Genomic DNA, 19,700 nt, shown 5'->3' with positions numbered 1-19,700 from the left:
AATAAACTCACTTACTGTTTTATATGTTTCGAGAAATCTTTATGATCAATCTTGGTTAATTTTTCATCGGATAAGTTCTGAAAATAATTAAAAGTTATCTTCATTCCCTCTTTTCGGGCTATTTGAGGTGACCAATTTAACACTTTTTTAGCTAATGTAATATCCGGTTGTCGTTTTAAGGGGTCATCCTCTGGTAAAGTTTTGAAACTTATTTTTTGATCAGAGTTTGTTAATTTTAAAATTTCATCTGCAAATTCAATAATTGTAATTTCATCTGGGTTTCCTAAATTGACAGGATTTGAATAGTCACTAAATAACAATCGATAAATCCCTTCAACTAAATCGTCCACATAACAAAAGGAACGTGTTTGGGCTCCTTTTCCAAATACGGAGAGATCTTCACCTCTAAGTGCTTGCCCCATAAAGGCTGGAATGACACGTCCATCGTTCAGACGCATCCGAGGACCATACGTATTAAATATGCGGGCAATGCGTGTTTCCAATCCGTGAAATCGGTGATACGCCATTGTGATGGCTTCTTGGAATCGTTTGGCTTCATCGTAAACACCACGAGGTCCAATAGAATTCACATTTCCAAAATAATCCTCAGATTGTGGATGTACCAATGGATCTCCATAAACCTCAGACGTTGAGGCAATGAGAATACGTGCCTTTTTAGCCTTTGCCAACCCTAGTAGGTTATGAGTTCCCAGAGAGCCAACCTTAAGGGTTTGAATGGGGATTTTTAGATAATCAATGGGACTGGCTGGAGAAGCAAAGTGTAAAATATAGTCTATGGGTTCTTCAATATCTATATGAACCGTCACATCGTGTTCTATAAAATGAAAGTTAGAGTGGTCAAATAAATGTTGGATATTATCCTTATCGCCCGTGATGAAGTTATCTACCCCTAAAACCCTGAATCCTTCGCCAATAAAGCGATCACATAAATGGGATCCTAAAAATCCTGCAGCTCCGGTAATAAGTATGGTTTTGGGCATAAAATTAGTTACATAGTTTGCAAAGGTAAGCAAATATTGTTCCAAGATTGAAATGACTTTAAAAAAGAAAGATTACTAGCTTTAAAAATGAAGCGATAATAGCTTAGTATCTTATCACAAGTAATAAACAACCAAATTAGAAAAAACCCTACTTTGGTTTTAGATTGGTTAAATTGATTACTGCCAATTTTAGGTTAAAGGTTGTTAATTTTTTTGTGCCTTGTATTTTTCTATTATCTCAGCAAAGGTTCTTTTGATATTGTCTTTAAATATATTTTTATCAAATGTTAAAGCAAACTCTCTAATTTTAATCGGGTTGAACTTGGTGTAATTTTCTTCAAAATAATAAATAGCATCCGTCAATGAATCAATATTTTGTTTATCAAAATAAACCCCTGTGTCATTGGCTTCAATGGATTGGGTTATAAACTTCCCTTTAACCGTTTCTAATGACCCTCCTTTCCCAAAGGCAATCACGGGCGTTCCACACGCTTGCGCTTCAATAGGAATAATTCCAAAATCTTCTTCAGCTGCAAAAACAAAAGCCTTTGCTCTTTGCATATAGTCTTTAAGCACCTCAAATTCCTGATGGCCCAAAACTTTAACATTCGTACCTGCTTTACTTTTAATCTTTTTAGACTCGGGGCCATCCCCAATAACTACTAATTTTTTATTTGGCATTTTGGAGAATGCATCAACTATAAGATCAATTTTCTTGTAGGGTACGAGCCGTGATGCAGCCAAGTAAAAATCCTCTTTATCTTCATTTAATGTGAAATCATAAACAGCTACAGGCGGATAAATTACTTTATAAGATTCTCTTCTATAGGTGCGCCATACTCTTTTTTTAATATAGTTTGAATTTGGTATAAATTCATCAACACCATTAGCTGTACCAAGATCCCATCTTCTTATGTAGTGCAAAATACCTTTTGCAAAAACCCCTTTAATACCTTTTGCTAAATTGGATTCTTTTATATACTGATGATATAAATCCCATGCATATCTGATTGGGGAATGAATGTAACATATATGTATTTGACTTGCGTTAGTTATTACGCCTTTGGCAACTGAGTGTGATGAAGAAATTATTACATCATACTCACTTAAATCAAACTGCTCAATAGCGTATGGGAAAAGCGGTAGATAGTTTTTCCATTTCGTTTTTGCTTTAGGGAGTTTTTGCACAAAAGAATTAGTAACTCTAGACGGGTCTATATTTAATTTCTCTAAGCTTTTTTCATCAGAAACTAAAAGAAATATATCTGCGTCAGGATATATCTCAGTAAACTCCTTAAAACAACTTTCAGAGCCTGCAATAACAGTCACCCATTCGTGTACAATTGCAATTTTCATATTATTCAAAATCTTTAGGTGAAACTTTCCTCCAATGCTTTAATGATTCTTGAAATTCATATTTAAACTTGAACCCATTATCTATCAAATATTGAGGTTTAATATTCGTAGGAAACCCAGCTTTCCTAACTCGGACAGGGTGGATGTCACTTTTCTTTCCTATAAGTTTAAATCCTATTTGAAAGACACCTGCAATGATTGCTAATAACCATACCGGTAATTTTAAAGTCGGTTTCTTTATGTTTAATTCTTTTTTTACAACAGTTGTCATTTTATGCAAAGGGATTACAGGGTTTTCTGCATAATTATAAATAATCATATGGTTCTTTTGTTCAATTGTAAACAACATGCTTTCTATGAGCCCATAAATATACCCATAAGACTTAATCACCTTTCCTCCATCAGGCAAAACAAATGTTCCTTTTTTCAAGGCCTTTATCATTCTATAAACATTACCTGGATCCTTCGGTCCATAAATCACACTGGGTCTAACAATTATTAATCTTCTGTCATTATCTTCAGCTAGCCATTGTTGGTGTGTTTTTTCGGCAAATGCTTTTGATATGCCGTAAGGAGTTTCTGGGTATAAAGCTGATTGTTCTGTTCTTTGCTCCATGGATTTCCCATAGGGAGCTATACTGCTTGTGAAAAAAATATTCTTTATTCCTGTACGTCGAGCAAAGTCATTTACATTTTCCGTGCCAGAGACATTGGTGTCAAAATACTCATAGTAATTGTGCCCTGGCTCTCTGTGAATGGCTGCAAAATTAAAAATCCAACTTGTTGCACCATTGATATCGTTTATTTTAATATCAATGTTATTTCTTACATCTAATTGCAAATACTCAACTTTGCCTTTCTTAATTTCGTCTTCAAAACTAACTAATGGTTTGATGTCACATATAAAATATTTTTCGAATGCTTTTTTTTCTATTAAAAACTTAAGGAGATTTGTCCCAATGTATCCGGCACCTCCAAAAATTATAGCTATTTTATTCATTAATTGATCCCTAAAATATTAAAACTCAAATTTACTATATTATTTTGAATTGACTTCAATAATAATTATTCACTTTGAATGCTCCTTAATTTTAAAAATATTTGAAGAATAATTAAAAACAATAAATACACTCCTATTGCCAACAATAGATTAGCTCTGATGAAATTAAATATTAATAAAAATATATTTGCAAAAAGGAAGATAACAATTAAGGGTTCTACAAGAAAGTTTCTTTTACGCAGTATAAATAATTGTCTTTGAATCCACCCTAGTAAAAACATTGCGATCAAGGAAAACCATCCAAAGTCGTTAAATAGTCCGCCAAAAAAAGTGATGTATGTAATCCTTCCCGTTGGATTGTTGAGGTTGTCTAAATCGACTTTTGTTATTCCTAGTTTATTAAAAAACTTTATTAAAAGATAAAAGTTGAACATACCATAGGTGTGCTTATCATGCTTAGAAACCATATAATCCATTTCATAAACGCCATGAACAATATATTGTCCTACATGAATTTCTGTAAACAAAGCTTTTTTTAACAAAGAGTTTTCACTCTCTTCAAAACATCTTAGAGCAGTTCTGTTTGGAGGCACAAAATCATTGTATTGAGAGGTAATTATTTTTTTGTAAAACTCATTTGGAGATTCAAAATCAGTCCTGCCTTGAACAACGAAAAAAGAAAAACCAATAAAAATTATTACTATTGGCAAAGATATCACGTAGATCTTAAGTGATCTAAAATTAATCTTTTTTGATAAAATTAAAATCAAAAACAAGAGCCCTAAAGATTCAAATATTATTCGTCTTGAGCCCCTTAAATAACCCTCTATTAATGGCAACAAAAAAAGAAAAAAACACAATACCAATAGTCTCTTTTCTTTAATTTTTCCACTATAATAATATATCAGTGGTACAAAGTATATAACACGAAAAGTGGATAATAAATTAAATAAAAAAGAAAAGTGATTACCTGCATTAGCGTTATTTACTTTAATGGAGTTCCAAAAGCTCAAATTTCTATTGTAGAATAAATCCCAATATCTAAATACAAAAGAAATTAAAATTAGTGCAATAAGTGTTTCTAGTACCTTCAATTTATTTATTTTTATCCATTCAGTGTTCTTAAAAACACTTATTGGAAATAAGGGTAGCGCAAAACCAAAAACTAAAGCTAAATAGTTTAAAATAATAAAAGAGGTAATGAAGGAAGACAATTCATTTTTAACCTCTATTGGAGTAATTATAAAAAAGAATAGCCATAAAAGAATCCCTAATATAATAGACCCATAAAATAACACATACACCTTTTTCATATATAAATTTAAATAATTAACGTAAAAAGAATTTCTTAAAGTTCATCAACAACCATACTTGTATCATTTTTATTAAGCAAATAAATTATGTCTTATATTTTTCATGAAACATACTAAACAATGAGCTGAAAATAGTGAATATAATTATCCCTTTTATTACTGTAAAAAAAGGTTCTAAAGTAGATGCAAAAAGAGTTAGTAATACTATCGCTAATAATGGCAATGAATATGATTTTTTACGAAACATTAGAATAATAACAGGCTTTACATATAAGTAAAGTAAAACAATTACCCCTACAATTCCTGTTTCTAAGAGCATTGTTAAATATTGATTATGAATTTCAACGCCGGTGTAGTCAATCCTAGTGTCTTCAGAGCTTTTTAAAATATTGGCTATGAAATCTCCACTTAACCCTAGCCCTTCTCCAAAAAATAAATGGTTTGGTTTTATATTGTCATAAACCATGTTCCACAAGAAAAATCTATCATCTGTCAAAACTAATTTTATCTTATACTCAAGAAAAGGGAAGTTATAATATGCTGTTATAATAAATAAGAAAAACAAAAAAAGCACGCCTGTTATAATTTTATAACTTTTGTAATAATTGAATAAATAAACTATACTTATTACAATAAAGATTAATAATGGAAGTCTTGCCGCTAAATAAAACAAATTGACAATAAACAATATTAATAAAACAATTACTGTCTGTTTTTTAAAAATCGAGTTAAAATATTTATTACTAAATAATATTATAACTGCCACTAGCATTAAATAGCTCCAATATGAAGGGTGCACATCCCACATCAGGTGAGGGTATTTAAATTGTACGTATGTATCGTTCTCATTCACTCCTCGCATTACTTCAATCCAATCTGAATAAACATTAACAAACCAGATTAGCTTAAAGACTGAAAAGATGGAAATAATTAGTAGCGATAAAACAAAAGACTTTAAAAGGAAGCGATATCTTTTTTCGCTAAAATTAGTCGAGAAAATAATAATTGGAACTACAATTAAAGAAATATACCGTTCCAACGTTTTTATCGAAACATGAATATCTTTTGATATTATTGTCGAGACAATACAAAAAATCACAAAAACTAAATAAGGCTTAAAAAACATTTTATACCCTTTCAATGCATTAACTTTATTTTTTTCAAATAGATAAATAAAACCAATGCAAAAAAGAAACAACGAAAGAAATTTAGCGGAAGCAAATACTGCCACAATAGGTGTAATTGATATTAAAAAAGGAAGGAGATATTCTTTAATTTTATCAATCATTTATCGGTTTTTTAATAATAAGGTGGTTTTGTCTCAAAAATAAAACTAAAAACATAGAATAAATCCACCCTGCTTGGGCTGAAAAAATCATTGGATTAACTAAAAGTTCTAATTGAAAAAATACAAATAATCCAAATAATACAATCCTATCTCTATTTCTATTTTTCAAAAACTTTAACAGAATCACAACTAATAAAACAATATATAAAAAGGTTAAAATAATACCATTTCTATATAAAATATCTAATATCACTAAATGAGAAGTCTCGAATTTCTGTCCTGTTTCTGGAATTACAAAATCCATACTGCCGTTACCACGTCCAAAAAGAAATTGAAATAAAGAAGAATCCATGAAATCAGTAAACACATAAGAAATTAACGTACCCCTTCCTGTAAAAAATTTATCAATAGTGATATTCTCATCAAAAAAACTAAAAAATCTTTGACTAATTAACTCAATAATCCCTTCCATTTTACCCGTAAAGATTAAAACTAAAACACCTACTAGTAGTATATAAAAAGTGTATTTGATTAGATCTCTAAAGGTCTCTCTTCTTGTGTCATAAAGAGCAGTAATAAAAACAGTTAAAATAACAGCCAATAATGCGCCTCTTGACATCGTTAGAATAATCATAATAATAAATACAATACAAAGAGAGAGCTTCAAAACCTTATTCTTTAAGTAAAAAAAAGAAATAGTAAAAGCTAAACCATTAAACAAAGCAAATGTATTAACACCTGCTACAAATTTGGATTCAATTCTTTCTTCCCAATAAACACTTAGCATGAAGATATGGTCTGGCTCTTCGATATAAACCCTAATTATGCTAATTAAAATTATAACTAAAAACAACTTAAAGAAATAATCTACGTCTAATGATTTTATAAAATAGGTCATTAATATAATTGATAAAATATTCTGAAAATAAATAACTGTTTGTTTCAATTGTACAATTACTAATTCAGAATCGATCAAAACATTAAATACCGTGCTGATTAGCGTAATCACAAAGACAGCTATTGCTGCTATTGCTGTAATATTACTAACTAACTTTTTACCAACAAGTGAAAATAGAATTGCGAACTGAACAAGAACAACAATTGTTGAGAGGTATATATTTCCTACTCCACTAATTGCTATAAAGTTAAACGGAAGAGATAACAGTAAAAGAGTTAATGATGTTTTTGTTATATCTATTTTCATAGGGATTTATCCTTTGCTATTACAGTCCAATTCAAATATAGAAATACCTGCCTTAAAAAACATGGTTTCTTGCTCATTATTAATTGGAAAAACAGAGCTTCTTAATAAATACACCCTACTTACTACTTTTTCTGGCAAAATTAATTTCAAATTAAGAGAAGCTGTTGAGCCAAAAGAAATAACAACTGAAGGTTTTATTTCAGCAACTAACATATGAATAGGAGTATTATCTTCAATAATATTTAATTTTTCACCAAGTTTTTTTTGTAAAAATTTATTAGCTAATTTGTTTTTTCCATGGTGATGTGGTTTGTAATAAAATTTATAATCTTTAAAATCAATTAAACTATCATCTATTACATTACACAACGAATTTAGATAACTAGTAACAGTAATTAAGCCTACAATAGGTTCTTGGCCTAAGATTAAGACTCTGTCAATCAAATCATATGATAACTTCTTAAAAGGAATTTGGATACTTTTCTTTGGTGTAAATGCTAAATCAGGAAAATAAACATACTGCCCATTTACTACATCCATCTCAACGCCAGTAATATCTCCTTTGAATTTTCTTGAGGGGAGTCCTATATAATTGAGAAAAGTATTAGTGTTTTTCTTGTCTAACATTTTATTCTTCAATGTCACCTTATAATAATTTAACAGCCCATCTTCCATAACATACATGTTGACTATTTTGTTGAATCCAAAAAAAATAGAATTGCTTAAAACATGTGCCAAGTCAACATAATAAAAGTCTAAAGAGCTATTCTTAAGGCTTTTTATTTGCTTGTATATTTTTAAAAAGGTTATTATTTGCCATGAAAAATTAATATATCTTTCAACTTTTTTATCACTTACCTTTCTAGAAGCTGAACCTATATAAACTTCGTCCCAATAATCTTTATTGAAATTAAGACCATGGGGGTTTATCAGAATATTCTTTCTGCTTTTCCTGTTGTCATGAGTTTGGGCCGCTATTATACGTTCAGATATAGATAGTGTATAAGGGGTAATAGGTAAAAACATATTAATCTTTATCATATGCTAAAATTTAATTTCCTTAAGGAGCCAAGTTTCAAAACCATTATTAACAAAAAGCTTACAAAGGTAGCAATAGCAGCACCGACCATTCCAAAAATAGGTAATAAAATAAAATTTAATACTACATTTATTAAACAAGCAAAAACAACAGGAGTAATAATTTCTCTGTCTTTATGCAGAGCATATAATACAACATGGGGAATTAATGAAATATTAAAAAATACATTTGCCATTAATAATACCCAAAAAGTGGTAAGGTTTGAAAAGTATTCTTCTCTGCCAATCCAATTCAATAAAGGTTTCAAAAATAAAATAAGTAAAATAACCGCTATAATCAAAAAAATAAACATTTCCTTCTTGTAAGCTTTAATAAGTGTCGGGATGTTTTTTTTGTCTTTCTTTTTAAAAGCTAATAAAATTTTAGGGTATATCATGATTACCACTGTTGTATTAATCACAACATTTAAACTATTAGAAATATTGGAATAAAAAGAATAAATTCCTACTTCCGTGCTTGAATAGAAATAGTTTATTATAAATCTATCTGAAAGTTCTATGATTTTTAAAGTAATTGTACTCAATAAGAATGGAATGCTTACATAAAGTCCTTGTTTTATCCAGCTTAAATCAATTTTCATTTTATTGAATACAAGGTCATCTAAACTAAAACAGTATAAAATTGTGAAAACAACTAGTAAGCTATTTCCTATAGCCCAGCTTATTAAAATGTTTTGTGTATCAATTTTTATTCCATAAAAGTTATTTGCTAAAAGTAAAGCTAGAACCCAAAAACTAGACCTAAAAAACAATATTATATTTGCTAAAACAGGCTTAGAAAAAACAATTAACAAACGGTAAACTTCTTGCCCAAAATACTCAGAAAACAATAATATAATCGCTACTGAAAAAAACGGCAGATCATTATAACTCATAACCCAATAAAAAATAGGGGTTAAAATGATAAATAACAGAAAATTGAAAACAAACTGGTTAAGTAGCTTAGATGCTATTAAACTTCTTGAATTATTAATAAAATCCCTATGAGCATAATTGTAAAAGTCAAATCCAACCAAGAAAATAAAAAATGTAATGGTTGTTATAAGTAAACTAATGTTTCCATAATCTTCAACTGACATTTTTTTAGGAAGTATTATAGAGAAAAAAACAAACTTAATTCCCATTGACCCTGCTTTCAAAAACAAGACAAACCCTTTAGTAATAAGTTTTTTAGGTAAATTCATTAAATAATTATGCTGTTTTTAAAAACATCAATTTGAGCTTGTATCGATATATTTAAAAGAGAAATAAAACTGATAACTGCTACTTTCATGTGTTTTTATTGGTCACATAGTACATCCATATAATCATTTTACTTGGGTATCAAGTTTTGGTTATAGATGTTTCACGTGAATTATTTAATGTGTTTAAAATCTAGTGGCGTGGCAAAACTTGCGTCTTTCGCGAATTTTTTACCTAATATTTCTTTGTAGTGCTTTGGGTGAATTCCATTTCCAGGGCGAACCGAACGAATATTTTCTTCCGTAATAAGGTCTCCCTTTTTTACATCTTTAGTAATAAACAATGAGCGCGAGGCTAGTTTAGATAAATTGGTTGCTTTGCTTCCAATATTGTATGACACTTGTCCTATCGCTTTTTCTGCGTCTCTTACGGATTTAACCATTTGAGTAAATTCCTCAACATCTAAAGAAAATGCAGCATCAGCTCCGCCAACAGATTTGTCTAATATAAAATGTTTTTCAATAACTTTCGCTCCTAATGCAACTGAAACGGTTGGCGCTATTGTTCCTAAGGTATGATCTGAAAGGCCTGGAATAACATGAAATGTCTCAGCAAAATTGTTTATTGTTTTTAGATTCGCATCTTCAATTGGAGCAGGGTAAGACGTTGTACATTTTAACAACACAATTTGGTTGTTTCCTACATTCCTACAAGTATTAATTGCCAAATCAATATCGGCAATGGTGGCAATTCCTGTGCTTATTATTATTGGCTTGCCGGTTTTGGCACATTTTTCAATTAATGGGATGTCTAAAATTTCAGGGGATGCAATTTTATATGCAGGGGTATTCAACGTTTCTAAAAAGTCTACTGCAGTCAAATCAAATGGGGATGAAAAACAGACCAAACCTTCTTCCTTTGCTACTTTAAACAGTCTTTCATGCCATTCCCAAGGCAAATACGTTTCATTATATAGTTCGTGTAAATACTTACCGTCCCACTGCGTCCCATGGTTAATTAAGAAGGCTTCATTTTTGGCATCTAATGTAATTGTGTCTGGAGTGAAGGTTTGCAACTTAATCGCATCTGCTCCTGTTTTTTTAGCGGCCCGAATCGTTTCAATGGCTATATTAATATCTTTTCCATGATTGGCAGAAAGCTCCGCAATAATAAAGCATGGATTATCTCCTCCTATTTCCGTATTTCCTATGTGTATGTTTTTCATTTTTTAACTTATAAACTCGTTAAATCCTTTATAAAATGTTTGCCCTGCTTTAGCAGCCTCATAAGGTTCTAATTCTATATTTAGCTTGTCTTGAATTGACCATTCTAGATCTTTAAAACCAAACATGTGTCTAAATAAAACAGTGCTTGAAAACCTTGGGTTTATTTCAAAAACAACGGGACCTTTTTTTGTTAACCTTAATTGTACATTTATAGAACCATCGAGGTTGATTTTGTTTGCTAAATTACATAACAAATTATTAATTTGCTCATTATTAATAATTTCTCCATAACCACTGTAGCCGCTCGTTAGTTCTCTTTTAAAAGCAAGTGTTCTTATTTCTTGGTTTTTACTTCTAAAAACACCACAGGTAAATTCTCCCTGACTGTCTTCTAAAAACTCTTGTGCAATAAAATCTGAATGTTTCGATTTGATATAATTATAGTCCTCTAAATTTTCAACCTTATATATAGCAGAGCTTCCTGATCCTGTTCTTGATTTTAAGATCACTGGAAAGTTAGGAGTACTTTCATTGGCAACTAATACCGTTTCTGGAAACGGCAGATTGTTGGATTTTAAAAAATTAACGGTCGCCAGTTTATCAAACCCAATACTTAAGGCTTCAGACGAGGCTGTAAGCATTTTAGCCCTTCCAATCGCTTTTAAATTATCCGTATCTGAGAAATACCTCAACTCTGGTTCTGACATTGGAATGATGTAATCAATTTTATTGTCTTCAACAAAGAACTCTAAATTAGAAAGATAGTTTGGGTCTTTATATGGTAATCCTATAAAAAAGTTTGAATAAATAAACTTGCCCGCGTTCTTGTCTGAAATATCACAGCCATATAATTCATTCACAAATGCACTTTTGTTTAGTATTTTACCTATACTTTGTCCAATATCTCCTCCACAACCCGTGACTAATACATTAATTTTCATAATTCTTGTTATTTCTTTTTAACACCTTAAACAGGTACTCTTTTTCCTCGTTAAACTCTTTTAACTCACTTACAACGTCCTCTACTTTATAAGGAGTGTTTTGAGGTTCATAAACCCCGTTTGTGGTATTTATAATTCCCCAGTTCGCAATCCCACCAACCGTTCGAGATTGTCCTACAGAGCCAACATTTATTAGAAAGGAATTCTTGCCTTTATACATCATAGGATAATGTGTGTGACCGTTAAATACATAGTCTATGTTTTCTGTGTCATTTGCGTTTAAAACCTCTAAAGAAGCGTCAGGATATATGTATTGATCCTTATCCGATGGCGAGCCGTGACATAGAAGAAAAGACATCCGGTCTTTTGTTACAGTCTTTTGTTCTGGCAATTGTTTTATTTCGTTTATAAGTGTTTCCGAAAACTGTGTTTCGTAGTGCGAAAAACAAGAACCATACTTCTTATTGATTTCGTTTTTACGTCCTTCTGAAGCGCTTAAGTATTCTAAAAAAAGGCGTTCATGGTTGCCGGAAATCATATCAAAAGACCATTCTTTAATAAGCTTAAAAACTTCTATAGCACGATAAAAATAGCCCAGCTGATCGCCTAGTATAAATAAATGATCTACGTGCTGTCTTTTTGCTTCTTCAAGCACTGTGTGCAACGCAATGTAATTTCCATGTATGTCTGATAATACTGCTATTTTCATACTATAAAAGGTTATAGGTGCTTACAATATCTAATGCAACTTCCTGTGCTGATTTCAATTGTTCTGTTTTGTGATATTCTTTAAAGAGTTCCACATTTGGCATTTCATTTTCTGATTTACTTCTTATATTTTTTTGCATATCTGTATCCATGACTCCAGGATCTAGATTATGTACTTCAATATTTTTATTGTTTTCTTCTTGAAGCTTTAGTGTATTAAAAAACATCTCATTAGCCGATTTTGTACTACAATAAATGCTCCATCCAATTATTGGTCTTTTGGCGGCTCCGCTAGATATATTGATTATTCTAACACGTTTTGATCTGTTGCTTTTAACAATATTATTGGTCAATAATAATGGTGCAATTGTATTGAGTTGAACGGCTTTTACAATCGCTTCATTGTCAAAATTTCCGATCGCTTCGATAGGGTTGATACTTGCGGCGTTATTAATAAAAATGACTTCTTTATATTGATCCGTGTAATACGCATTCAATTTTAGTTCTTCTTCTACATTATTGAGTTCGGATAGGTCTTTTTCTATAAAAATAACACGCTTATTCTTTATTGTTTTTTGTTCGTTATTAAAATTTCTTGAAATAGCTATCATGGTAATGGATTCCTCTTTTAAAAATAAATTAAAAAAAGCATGACCTAACCCTTTATTTACACCCGTTATAATAACTAATTTTTTCATAAAATTCTTTTATAATAACGCAAGAAAACGTTTTTTTTGTTCTCCGTCTATTATTGATTTTTGGTTTTTAATTTGATTTCCTATTTTTTCTTCTGTTAATACTTCAATTTTACTTGGGAGCGTATCAAAATTAAAATTACGTAAATCATTCATTCCAAAAAAGACTTCCTTAGCCTTTATTCCATTATAAAAATCTATTTGATTCTGAACAAAAAAACCTGTAAAGATTGGCATTTTTATCGTGATGGCTTCATATAATATTGTACTTGCTGAAACAAAAGAAATATTAGATTTATTCATGAGGTCATTTAGTGCTTTTTCATTTAAGTTTTTGTGCACCTCTATCTTATTAAATTTACTCGCAATTTCATAAATTTCTTCATGGTTATAGGCGCCGCCAACAACGACATTTATCTTTTTAATTTTTTCTGTTTTTAATAGTGCCTCCACTGTTTTGAAGGTGAAATCAAAGTAATCCGAACCCCCGTAACAAACAAAAGCAGTATCTATAGTAGAAAGTTTTTTTTCTTGTTTTGCCGAAGCTAAAAAGCTTGGTCTCAATATTGCATAATCCGCACCTAATCCAAAAACTGTGTACGGTTCATTACTAAACGTCTCCTTATTTACGTTTGGTGAATGATTCACAACAATATCTGCATACATATGCTCAACCGCTAAATCATCTATATAAATTAAAAAATATCCAAGTTCTTTTATTTTTTTTTGATAAGTACTTGTAAATTGATACCCATCTGATACCATAATGTACTCATTATGTGAAAAATTCTTATCTATCCAAAGAGGTTCCTTATTTATGTCTATATCCTCAGGAATTATTTTTAATGTATAATCACTTGGTATGATACTTAAAACAGAGCTTTTCTTCGTTAAAAAAACAAAATCAAATTGTTCTTTATAAATCTCTACTAGGGCAAATAAGCGGTATAAATGTCCTAGACCTGATTCTGCTGTTCCATCGGCTCTAAAAAGTATCTTTTTTGTCATTAATTTAGACGCTTAAATCCTGAATGACAAACGGGGCCTTCTAGCAATTCATCAATGTCTTTGACGCCATTATTACACTCTGAAATCGTTTTATAAATACCGTCTAAGGCATCAAAATAGTCTGTTATATGTTGATCCTTATGCTCTGTACATGCATAGAAATTTGTACTTGCTAGGAAGCCTTTTTTAAGCATTTCTTGAGTTACAAATGTTTTGTACTTCATGGCGTCTTTAGCATTAAAACTATAGGTGCATAACGACGGAATCCCTCCCAAAGAAATTGATAAATCATGTGTTTCCGCCAATGATTTCCATCCGTTTTGTATTTTCTTTCCTTGCGCTGTTATAATATCCCATGAGTTCATTTGCTCCATCACTTCAAGTGTTTTTAGCGCTGCGGTTGGACCAATACGTTCGGTCCAAAAGGTACTGCTAATAAAGGTTGTTTGAGCTGCTTCCATAACAGACCTTCTTCCAACGACTGCTGTGAGTGCATACCCATTACCTATCGTTTTTCCGTACATGGCCATATCGGGTTCTACATTGAATTTCTGATAGATTCCGCCATAGGTTTCTCTAAAGCCAGAAGTACATTCATCAAAAATCAATACAATATTTCGGGCTGTTGCCAAATCTCTTACTTTTTGAAGGAAATTATCCTCAGGACCAACATTTCGCATGACTTCCATTTTTATAACCCCAATATCTTTGCTTTTAACAATTTCGAGGAGCTCTTCAAAGTCATTATAATGAAAAGGAAATACTGAGTTTTTTAAATTTTTAGGAACACCATTGGGACTCAACCCAGGTATTAAATGTCCTGATAAATCATCGCCTCCATTATGATTGGCAGATAAATACCAGTCGTGCCATCCATGATATCCACATATAGCTACATTATCTTTCCCAGACGCTGCTCTTGCGATTCTAATCGCAATTGAATTTGCCTCTCCACCACTTCTTGCAAATCGGACCATATCTGCCCATGGATTGATTTCGACTAATTTTTCTGCAAGCGCAACTTCTTCTGGACAATTTAAAGTGCTCATATTACCGCTTTTTACGGTCTCTATAACAGCATTATCTACTTCCTCATTTCCATAGCCTAAGGTGTTTGTGCCAATACCCATGATGCACATATCTGTATATTCTTTTCCGTCAAGATCCCAGACTTTACACCCTTTGGCCTTAGAGTAGTAAGATGGCCAGTTGTCTGGTAAAAACATCTCTGGACGCTTGGATAATAACATGGTTCCTCCCGGAATTAACGTTTTTGCTTTTTTGTAAAGGTCTTGACCTGTTTTTTTGCTCATAGTTTCAAAAAAATAGTTATGGATGCTAAGTTACTAATTGTTTTTGTCTTGGTTGATGGATTTCTGATAACCTTCGTTTCTAATAACAGCACTGTTAAGGGCTTTTATTTCGGGGTTGTTTAAGTAGTAATCTGTATAGGTTTTCCAGTCTTTGTCAAAGCCTAGAGTTTCAACAATCTTTTTTATCACTTCAAAATCTTGAGGTTCATCAACTGTTAATCGCACATGATTATAATTTTGTTCTAAACCGTGGTTATCGGACTTAAAGAGCACGCCTCCTTTGTAAGAGGAATTGTTTCTAATATAAGGCGTGACGTGTTCCCGGTCAGACTTAAGAGTCGTTTCATTCCATGCTTTTTCAAGTGCAGAAAATTTAAACACCTCTATATCTTGTCCGTCCGGATAGCGTTCTTCAAAAACATTGGAATAATAATCAAGGTTTTGTTGTTTTGCTTGCGTGATGACTTCATCTAAAAGTTTTGGGTCAATCAAAGGGCAATCAGAAGTTAAACGGACAATAAACGTGGGGTTGATATTTTTTACAGTTTGATAAAACCTATCAAGGACATCGTCTTCACTTCCCCTTGAATGTTTTACGTTTAAAGCATTTGCTAATTCAACAATGACATCATCTGTTTTTTTAATAGTAGTGGCAATATAGATGTCATCAACTTCTTGCGCTTGCTTTATGCGATCTATATGAATTTGCAGCAGTGTTTTGCCTTGAATTTTTTTTAAGACTTTGTTAGGTAATCTTGAAGATCCTGATCTTGCTTGGGTGACAACAATAACATCCATATTAACTCCAGTTTGAAGGGTTTAACAGTTCTATTTCTTTTACATCAATTGCATCAATTAAATGATGAGGAATTGTCTGTTCTATCTTACAATTAGTTATATTATCAACTAGCTGTTTTGCGGTTTCTACTCCGATCAAAACGTGGTCTATATATATTTTTTGTAAAACGTATTGCAAAGCTAATGTTTGTGTGTTAATTGACGTAGAATTTTTTATGTTTTCCAGTGTAGCCAAATACGTTATCAGGGGTTGTAACTTTGCTGATATCTTACTTTTGGGTTTAAAAAAAAGACCTTGTAAAAACACAGATCGCGTGTGTACTTCAACACCCTTTCGCTTTGCCTCTTTTAAAAGAGCACTTCTTTTAGAATCATTGTCAAACAAGTTAAATGGTATTTGGATAAAATCAAAACCATCATAGTTGTTTAACACATCTTCTATTTCATTATTACCATAAAGTGAAATTCCTGCTTTTGAAACAAGTCCTTCTTTTTTTGCTAATAATAATTTATCATACAACCCTTCTCTAGCTTTAAAGCTTGGGTAGTTATGAAACATATACCCAAAAAGTTGATCGCTATTTAAAATTTTACAATTTTGAGCGATATGTTCAATAAATTTTTTGGGAGCAATTTCTGTATTGCTAGCAAGTTTCGTGATAATTTGAAACTTTTTGTTGGGCTGTTCTTTTTGGAATTTCCCTATAATTTCTTGAGAATTCCCATAGGCTTCAGCAGTATCAAGGGTCTTTATTCCGTTATCAAAGGCAACCTCTAAAATTTCAAACGCTTGTTCTAATGAAGGTTTTCCATGTTGATTATTGACCCCATAATCTAGCCCTAGCTGAACTGTTCCTAATACAATTTTTTCAATCATTTCTTTTTACCATTCGTATAGAGTTACACATCTTGTTGTCGTAAACTCCTGAGTTTTCAATGATAGATTCTGTTGCGAACCCTAATTTCTCATATAGTTTTACAGCATTCTTGTTTTCGTCAATGACTCCTAATGTAATTTTAGAGAATTTTAGAGTCTTAAAGCAATAATCTATAATGGCTACAGAAGCTTCTTTGGCATAACCCTTGCCCCATTCGTTACAATCGCCCATCAATATTCCGTATTCCCCAGAATTATTATCTAAGTTTATGGGGTCAATTTTTATATTCCCAATATGCTTTTTAGACTCTTTAATGTGAATCGCCCAAAACAAAATATTTTTTTGTTCTTGTTCATTTAAAAACGATTCTAGTTTATTTAATGTATAATCGCCACCAGACTCTAAGTATTTATTTACTCTCGTATCGTTGAGCCAATTCACATAGACTTCCGAAAGGTGTTTTGAGGAAAGTGCTTCAAAATAAAGCCTTTTGGACTCTAAATATTTTGATTTCATTTCACAAAAGTTAACACTTTTTCAATAACAAATGCTTGTTCTTCATCTGTTAGAGTCGGATACATTGGCAAACTAATGCATTTAGAATAATAGGCTTCAGAGTTGCTTAAATCTGCACTTTTATACCCTATTTCTTTATAATAGGGCAACGTATGTACGGGGATATAATGTATTTGAGCAAAAATTTGATGCGTTCTTAAAAAGTCGTATAACCCTTTTCTATCTTCAACCTCTATGACAAATAAATGATGTGCATTTAAATCACCTTCTTGTAAGTTTTGAAATTTCACAATTCCTTTAAAAGCGTGTTTGTAAGTTTTTGCTATGTCGTTTCTTCTCGCTACACCAGCGTTATTTTTTGCAAGTTGTGTAATCCCTAAGGCTGATTGTATATCTGTTAGCCTGTAGTTAAACCCTAACTCTTGCATTTCATAAAACCAACCACCATGGTTTTCAGCCATGTGATCTTTGGTGATCCCATGTGATCTTAAGGATGCTAGCTTTTTATACAGTGTTTCGGAATTTGTAGTAATCATCCCGCCTTCTCCACACGCGATATGTTTTACTGGGTGGAATGAAAATATCCCTATATCTGCATAATTTCCGTTACCACACAGTTGTTTTTTACTTTTTGAATCTGTAAAATAACCTCCTGGTGCATGGCAGGCATCTTCAATGATCCATAAATCATGTTTGTCGGCCAAGGCTCTAAATGCTTCTAAATCTACTGGAAGCCCCGCAAAATCAACAGGTATTATGCCTTTAAAAAAACCTTTTGGCTTGCTCTCAATAAGCTTTCTAGTGCTTTCTAAACATAATGTGTATGAATCTTTGTCAATATCTGCAAACCAAACTTTGCCGCCCGCGTATCGAACACAGTTCGCCGATGCAGCAAAGGTAATAGGCGTTGTAATAACACGTTCTCCTTTTTTTAAACCGAGTGCCAAAACTGCTAAGTGCAGTCCTGAAGTAGCATTGTTTACAGCAACTGCAAATCTTGCACCTACATAGGTCGCAAACTTTTCTTCAAACTCTTTAACCTTTGGTCCTTGCGTTAAAAAATCTGCAGAAAGCGTTTTTACAACCGTATCAATATCGTCTTGGTCTATATGTTGTCTTCCGTAAGGGATCACTTTCATTATACTTTAAAGTTATAATCTACATGTTCTTTTATTAAATTTCTAAGACTTTCTACGGTTTCCCAATCATCATTATCACCTGAATTATAACTAAACCCATGAGGTGCTTTTTTGGCATCAAAAGTGTCTAAAAAGTCCCTTAACTTCCACATATGTGTTGCGGGCAATATTACATAATATTTTCCTAAGTCGTAGGTGTAAAAAGAATCTGAAGGGGTAATCATCTCTTCATGAACTTTTTCGCCTGGTCTAATTCCCACTAAGGGTTTCTCACAGTCTGGGCCAATAGCGTTTGCAACATCCATGATTTTATAAGACGGTATTTTAGGAACAAATAATTCCCCTCCCCAAGCGTGCTCAAGCGCATGCATCACCATATCAACTCCTCCCTGAAGAGAAATATTAAATCGGGTCATATTGGGGTCGGTAATAGGAAGTTTATTCTCTTCTTTCTTTTTATTAATAAAAAATGGAATTACAGAACCATTAGAGCCCATAACGTTCCCATATCGAACTACGGAAAAACGAATGGGATTGTCTCCTTTTATATTATTAGCTGCTATAAATAATTTATCAGAAGTAAGCTTCGTGGCGCCATATAAATTTATGGGGGCACAGGCTTTATCAGTAGATAAGGCTACTACACGTTGAACCTTCGTTTGAAGGCAGGCTTCAACCACATTTTCAGCGCCGCCTATATTGGTTTTAATACACTCTCCTGGATTGTATTCTGCAATATGAACGTGTTTCATGGCAGCTGCATGAATCACATAATCAACGTCTTGAAAGGCTCTTGTTAGACGGTCCTTGTCTCTAACATCTCCAATAAAATAACGTATTTGTGGATATTTATGTACAGGAAATTCTTGAGCCATTTGAAACTGCTTTTGCTCATCTCTAGAATAAATAATGAGTTTTCGAGTTTCGGGATATGTAGCAAGAATATGACTTGTAAGTGCTTTCCCAAGAGAACCTGTCCCTCCAGTAATTAATATAGATTTTCCTTTTAATTCAAACTTTTTATTCATTTTTTTAT

Annotated in this window: 19 protein-coding genes; all 19 read right to left on the bottom strand. The window is 32.0% G+C overall.

The window, feature by feature from the left end; all coding sequences use genetic code 11:
* Positions 1–11 precede the first annotated feature (11 nt).
* The 19 genes from FORMB_RS06260 to pseB all read right to left on the bottom strand — a co-directional run bounded on the left by FORMB_RS06260 (position 12) and on the right by pseB (position 19,692).
* A complete protein-coding gene (locus FORMB_RS06260; protein ID WP_069676642.1) occupies positions 12–1,001 on the bottom strand; it encodes a UDP-glucuronic acid decarboxylase family protein in 990 nt (329 codons plus the stop codon).
* Between the two features lie 204 nt (positions 1,002–1,205).
* On the bottom strand, positions 1,206–2,357 hold the full coding sequence (locus tag FORMB_RS06255; RefSeq protein ID WP_069676641.1) for a glycosyltransferase: 1,152 nt from the start codon (positions 2,355–2,357) through the stop codon (positions 1,206–1,208).
* 1 nt (position 2,358) lies between these two features.
* The gene (locus FORMB_RS06250; protein WP_069676640.1) at positions 2,359–3,357 is read right to left on the bottom strand and encodes an NAD-dependent epimerase/dehydratase family protein; all 999 of its coding nucleotides are present in this window, start codon (positions 3,355–3,357) and stop codon (positions 2,359–2,361) included.
* A 65-nt stretch (positions 3,358–3,422) separates the two neighbouring features.
* Positions 3,423–4,670, bottom strand: a complete 1,248-nt coding sequence (locus FORMB_RS06245; RefSeq protein WP_069676639.1) for an O-antigen polymerase — start codon at positions 4,668–4,670, stop codon at positions 3,423–3,425.
* An 85-nt stretch (positions 4,671–4,755) separates the two neighbouring features.
* Positions 4,756–5,958, bottom strand: coding sequence for an O-antigen ligase family protein (locus FORMB_RS06240; protein ID WP_069676638.1), 1,203 nt, complete (start codon positions 5,956–5,958; stop codon positions 4,756–4,758).
* Positions 5,951–7,162, bottom strand: coding sequence for an O-antigen polymerase (locus FORMB_RS06235; RefSeq protein WP_069676637.1), 1,212 nt, complete (start codon positions 7,160–7,162; stop codon positions 5,951–5,953). The genes FORMB_RS06240 and FORMB_RS06235 overlap by 8 nt, the downstream gene beginning before the upstream one ends.
* A 6-nt stretch (positions 7,163–7,168) precedes the next feature.
* Positions 7,169–8,203 (bottom strand): polysialyltransferase family glycosyltransferase, encoded by a 1,035-nt coding sequence (locus tag FORMB_RS06230; protein ID WP_069676636.1) that lies wholly within the window; start codon positions 8,201–8,203, stop codon positions 7,169–7,171.
* Entirely contained in the window at positions 8,200–9,444 is a 1,245-nt protein-coding gene (locus tag FORMB_RS06225) for an oligosaccharide flippase family protein (protein WP_069676635.1), read from the bottom strand. Before FORMB_RS06225 ends, FORMB_RS06230 begins: the two co-directional genes overlap by 4 nt.
* A 170-nt stretch (positions 9,445–9,614) precedes the next feature.
* Positions 9,615–10,667 carry a pseudaminic acid synthase gene (pseI, locus tag FORMB_RS06220; protein ID WP_069676634.1) on the bottom strand — a complete coding sequence of 351 codons (1,053 nt, stop codon included), beginning with the start codon at positions 10,665–10,667 and terminating at the stop codon, positions 9,615–9,617.
* 3 nt (positions 10,668–10,670) lie between these two features.
* Positions 10,671–11,609, bottom strand: coding sequence for an ATP-grasp domain-containing protein (locus FORMB_RS06215; protein WP_069676633.1), 939 nt, complete (start codon positions 11,607–11,609; stop codon positions 10,671–10,673).
* On the bottom strand, positions 11,599–12,318 hold the full coding sequence (locus FORMB_RS06210) for a metallophosphoesterase family protein (protein ID WP_069676632.1): 720 nt from the start codon (positions 12,316–12,318) through the stop codon (positions 11,599–11,601). The genes FORMB_RS06215 and FORMB_RS06210 overlap by 11 nt, the downstream gene beginning before the upstream one ends.
* Before the next feature lies 1 nt (position 12,319).
* Positions 12,320–13,015, bottom strand: coding sequence for an SDR family NAD(P)-dependent oxidoreductase (locus tag FORMB_RS06205; protein WP_069676631.1), 696 nt, complete (start codon positions 13,013–13,015; stop codon positions 12,320–12,322).
* Between the two features lie 9 nt (positions 13,016–13,024).
* A complete protein-coding gene (locus tag FORMB_RS06200) occupies positions 13,025–14,020 on the bottom strand; it encodes a PseG/SpsG family protein (RefSeq protein ID WP_069676630.1) in 996 nt (331 codons plus the stop codon).
* The gene (locus FORMB_RS13135) at positions 14,020–15,333 is read right to left on the bottom strand and encodes an aminotransferase class III-fold pyridoxal phosphate-dependent enzyme (protein ID WP_069676629.1); all 1,314 of its coding nucleotides are present in this window, start codon (positions 15,331–15,333) and stop codon (positions 14,020–14,022) included. The genes FORMB_RS06200 and FORMB_RS13135 overlap by 1 nt, the downstream gene beginning before the upstream one ends.
* Positions 15,334–15,366: 33 nt before the next feature.
* Positions 15,367–16,131 carry a cytidylyltransferase domain-containing protein gene (locus tag FORMB_RS13130; protein ID WP_069676628.1) on the bottom strand — a complete coding sequence of 255 codons (765 nt, stop codon included), beginning with the start codon at positions 16,129–16,131 and terminating at the stop codon, positions 15,367–15,369.
* Between the two features lies 1 nt (position 16,132).
* On the bottom strand, positions 16,133–17,008 hold the full coding sequence (locus FORMB_RS06185) for an aldo/keto reductase (RefSeq protein WP_069676627.1): 876 nt from the start codon (positions 17,006–17,008) through the stop codon (positions 16,133–16,135).
* Positions 17,001–17,525: a GNAT family N-acetyltransferase gene (locus FORMB_RS06180; protein WP_069676626.1), complete on the bottom strand. Its 525-nt coding sequence runs from the start codon at positions 17,523–17,525 to the stop codon at positions 17,001–17,003. Before FORMB_RS06180 ends, FORMB_RS06185 begins: the two co-directional genes overlap by 8 nt.
* A complete protein-coding gene (gene pseC, locus FORMB_RS06175; RefSeq protein ID WP_069676625.1) occupies positions 17,522–18,664 on the bottom strand; it encodes a UDP-4-amino-4,6-dideoxy-N-acetyl-beta-L-altrosamine transaminase in 1,143 nt (380 codons plus the stop codon). Before pseC ends, FORMB_RS06180 begins: the two co-directional genes overlap by 4 nt.
* Positions 18,664–19,692, bottom strand: coding sequence for a UDP-N-acetylglucosamine 4,6-dehydratase (inverting) (pseB, locus tag FORMB_RS06170; protein WP_069676624.1), 1,029 nt, complete (start codon positions 19,690–19,692; stop codon positions 18,664–18,666). Before pseB ends, pseC begins: the two co-directional genes overlap by 1 nt.
* Positions 19,693–19,700 lie beyond the last annotated feature (8 nt).

Source organism: Formosa sp. Hel1_33_131, assembly GCF_001735745.1.
In the GTDB taxonomy this organism is placed as follows: domain Bacteria; phylum Bacteroidota; class Bacteroidia; order Flavobacteriales; family Flavobacteriaceae; genus Hel1-33-131.
Note: the sequence above shows the minus strand (reverse complement) of the source record. Positions and strands in the feature narration are given on the sequence as shown.

Excerpts from the sequence above, each read along its gene's own strand:
- FORMB_RS06260 (WP_069676642.1), bottom strand. The coding sequence starts at position 1,001 with ATGCCCAAAACCATACTTATTACCGGAGCTGCAGGATTTTTAGGATCC.
- FORMB_RS06255 (WP_069676641.1), bottom strand. The coding sequence starts at position 2,357 with ATGAAAATTGCAATTGTACACGAATGGGTGACTGTTATTGCAGGCTCT.
- FORMB_RS06250 (WP_069676640.1), bottom strand. The coding sequence starts at position 3,357 with ATGAATAAAATAGCTATAATTTTTGGAGGTGCCGGATACATTGGGACA.
- FORMB_RS06245 (WP_069676639.1), bottom strand. The coding sequence starts at position 4,670 with ATGAAAAAGGTGTATGTGTTATTTTATGGGTCTATTATATTAGGGATT.
- FORMB_RS06240 (WP_069676638.1), bottom strand. The coding sequence starts at position 5,958 with ATGATTGATAAAATTAAAGAATATCTCCTTCCTTTTTTAATATCAATT.
- FORMB_RS06235 (WP_069676637.1), bottom strand. The coding sequence starts at position 7,162 with ATGAAAATAGATATAACAAAAACATCATTAACTCTTTTACTGTTATCT.
- FORMB_RS06230 (WP_069676636.1), bottom strand. The coding sequence starts at position 8,203 with ATGATAAAGATTAATATGTTTTTACCTATTACCCCTTATACACTATCT.
- FORMB_RS06225 (WP_069676635.1), bottom strand. The coding sequence starts at position 9,444 with ATGAATTTACCTAAAAAACTTATTACTAAAGGGTTTGTCTTGTTTTTG.
- pseI (WP_069676634.1), bottom strand. The coding sequence starts at position 10,667 with ATGAAAAACATACACATAGGAAATACGGAAATAGGAGGAGATAATCCA.
- FORMB_RS06215 (WP_069676633.1), bottom strand. The coding sequence starts at position 11,609 with ATGAAAATTAATGTATTAGTCACGGGTTGTGGAGGAGATATTGGACAA.
- FORMB_RS06210 (WP_069676632.1), bottom strand. The coding sequence starts at position 12,318 with ATGAAAATAGCAGTATTATCAGACATACATGGAAATTACATTGCGTTG.
- FORMB_RS06205 (WP_069676631.1), bottom strand. The coding sequence starts at position 13,015 with ATGAAAAAATTAGTTATTATAACGGGTGTAAATAAAGGGTTAGGTCAT.
- FORMB_RS06200 (WP_069676630.1), bottom strand. The coding sequence starts at position 14,020 with ATGACAAAAAAGATACTTTTTAGAGCCGATGGAACAGCAGAATCAGGT.
- FORMB_RS13135 (WP_069676629.1), bottom strand. The coding sequence starts at position 15,333 with ATGAGCAAAAAAACAGGTCAAGACCTTTACAAAAAAGCAAAAACGTTA.
- FORMB_RS13130 (WP_069676628.1), bottom strand. The coding sequence starts at position 16,131 with ATGGATGTTATTGTTGTCACCCAAGCAAGATCAGGATCTTCAAGATTA.
- FORMB_RS06185 (WP_069676627.1), bottom strand. The coding sequence starts at position 17,008 with ATGATTGAAAAAATTGTATTAGGAACAGTTCAGCTAGGGCTAGATTAT.
- FORMB_RS06180 (WP_069676626.1), bottom strand. The coding sequence starts at position 17,525 with ATGAAATCAAAATATTTAGAGTCCAAAAGGCTTTATTTTGAAGCACTT.
- pseC (WP_069676625.1), bottom strand. The coding sequence starts at position 18,664 with ATGAAAGTGATCCCTTACGGAAGACAACATATAGACCAAGACGATATT.
- pseB (WP_069676624.1), bottom strand. The coding sequence starts at position 19,692 with ATGAATAAAAAGTTTGAATTAAAAGGAAAATCTATATTAATTACTGGA.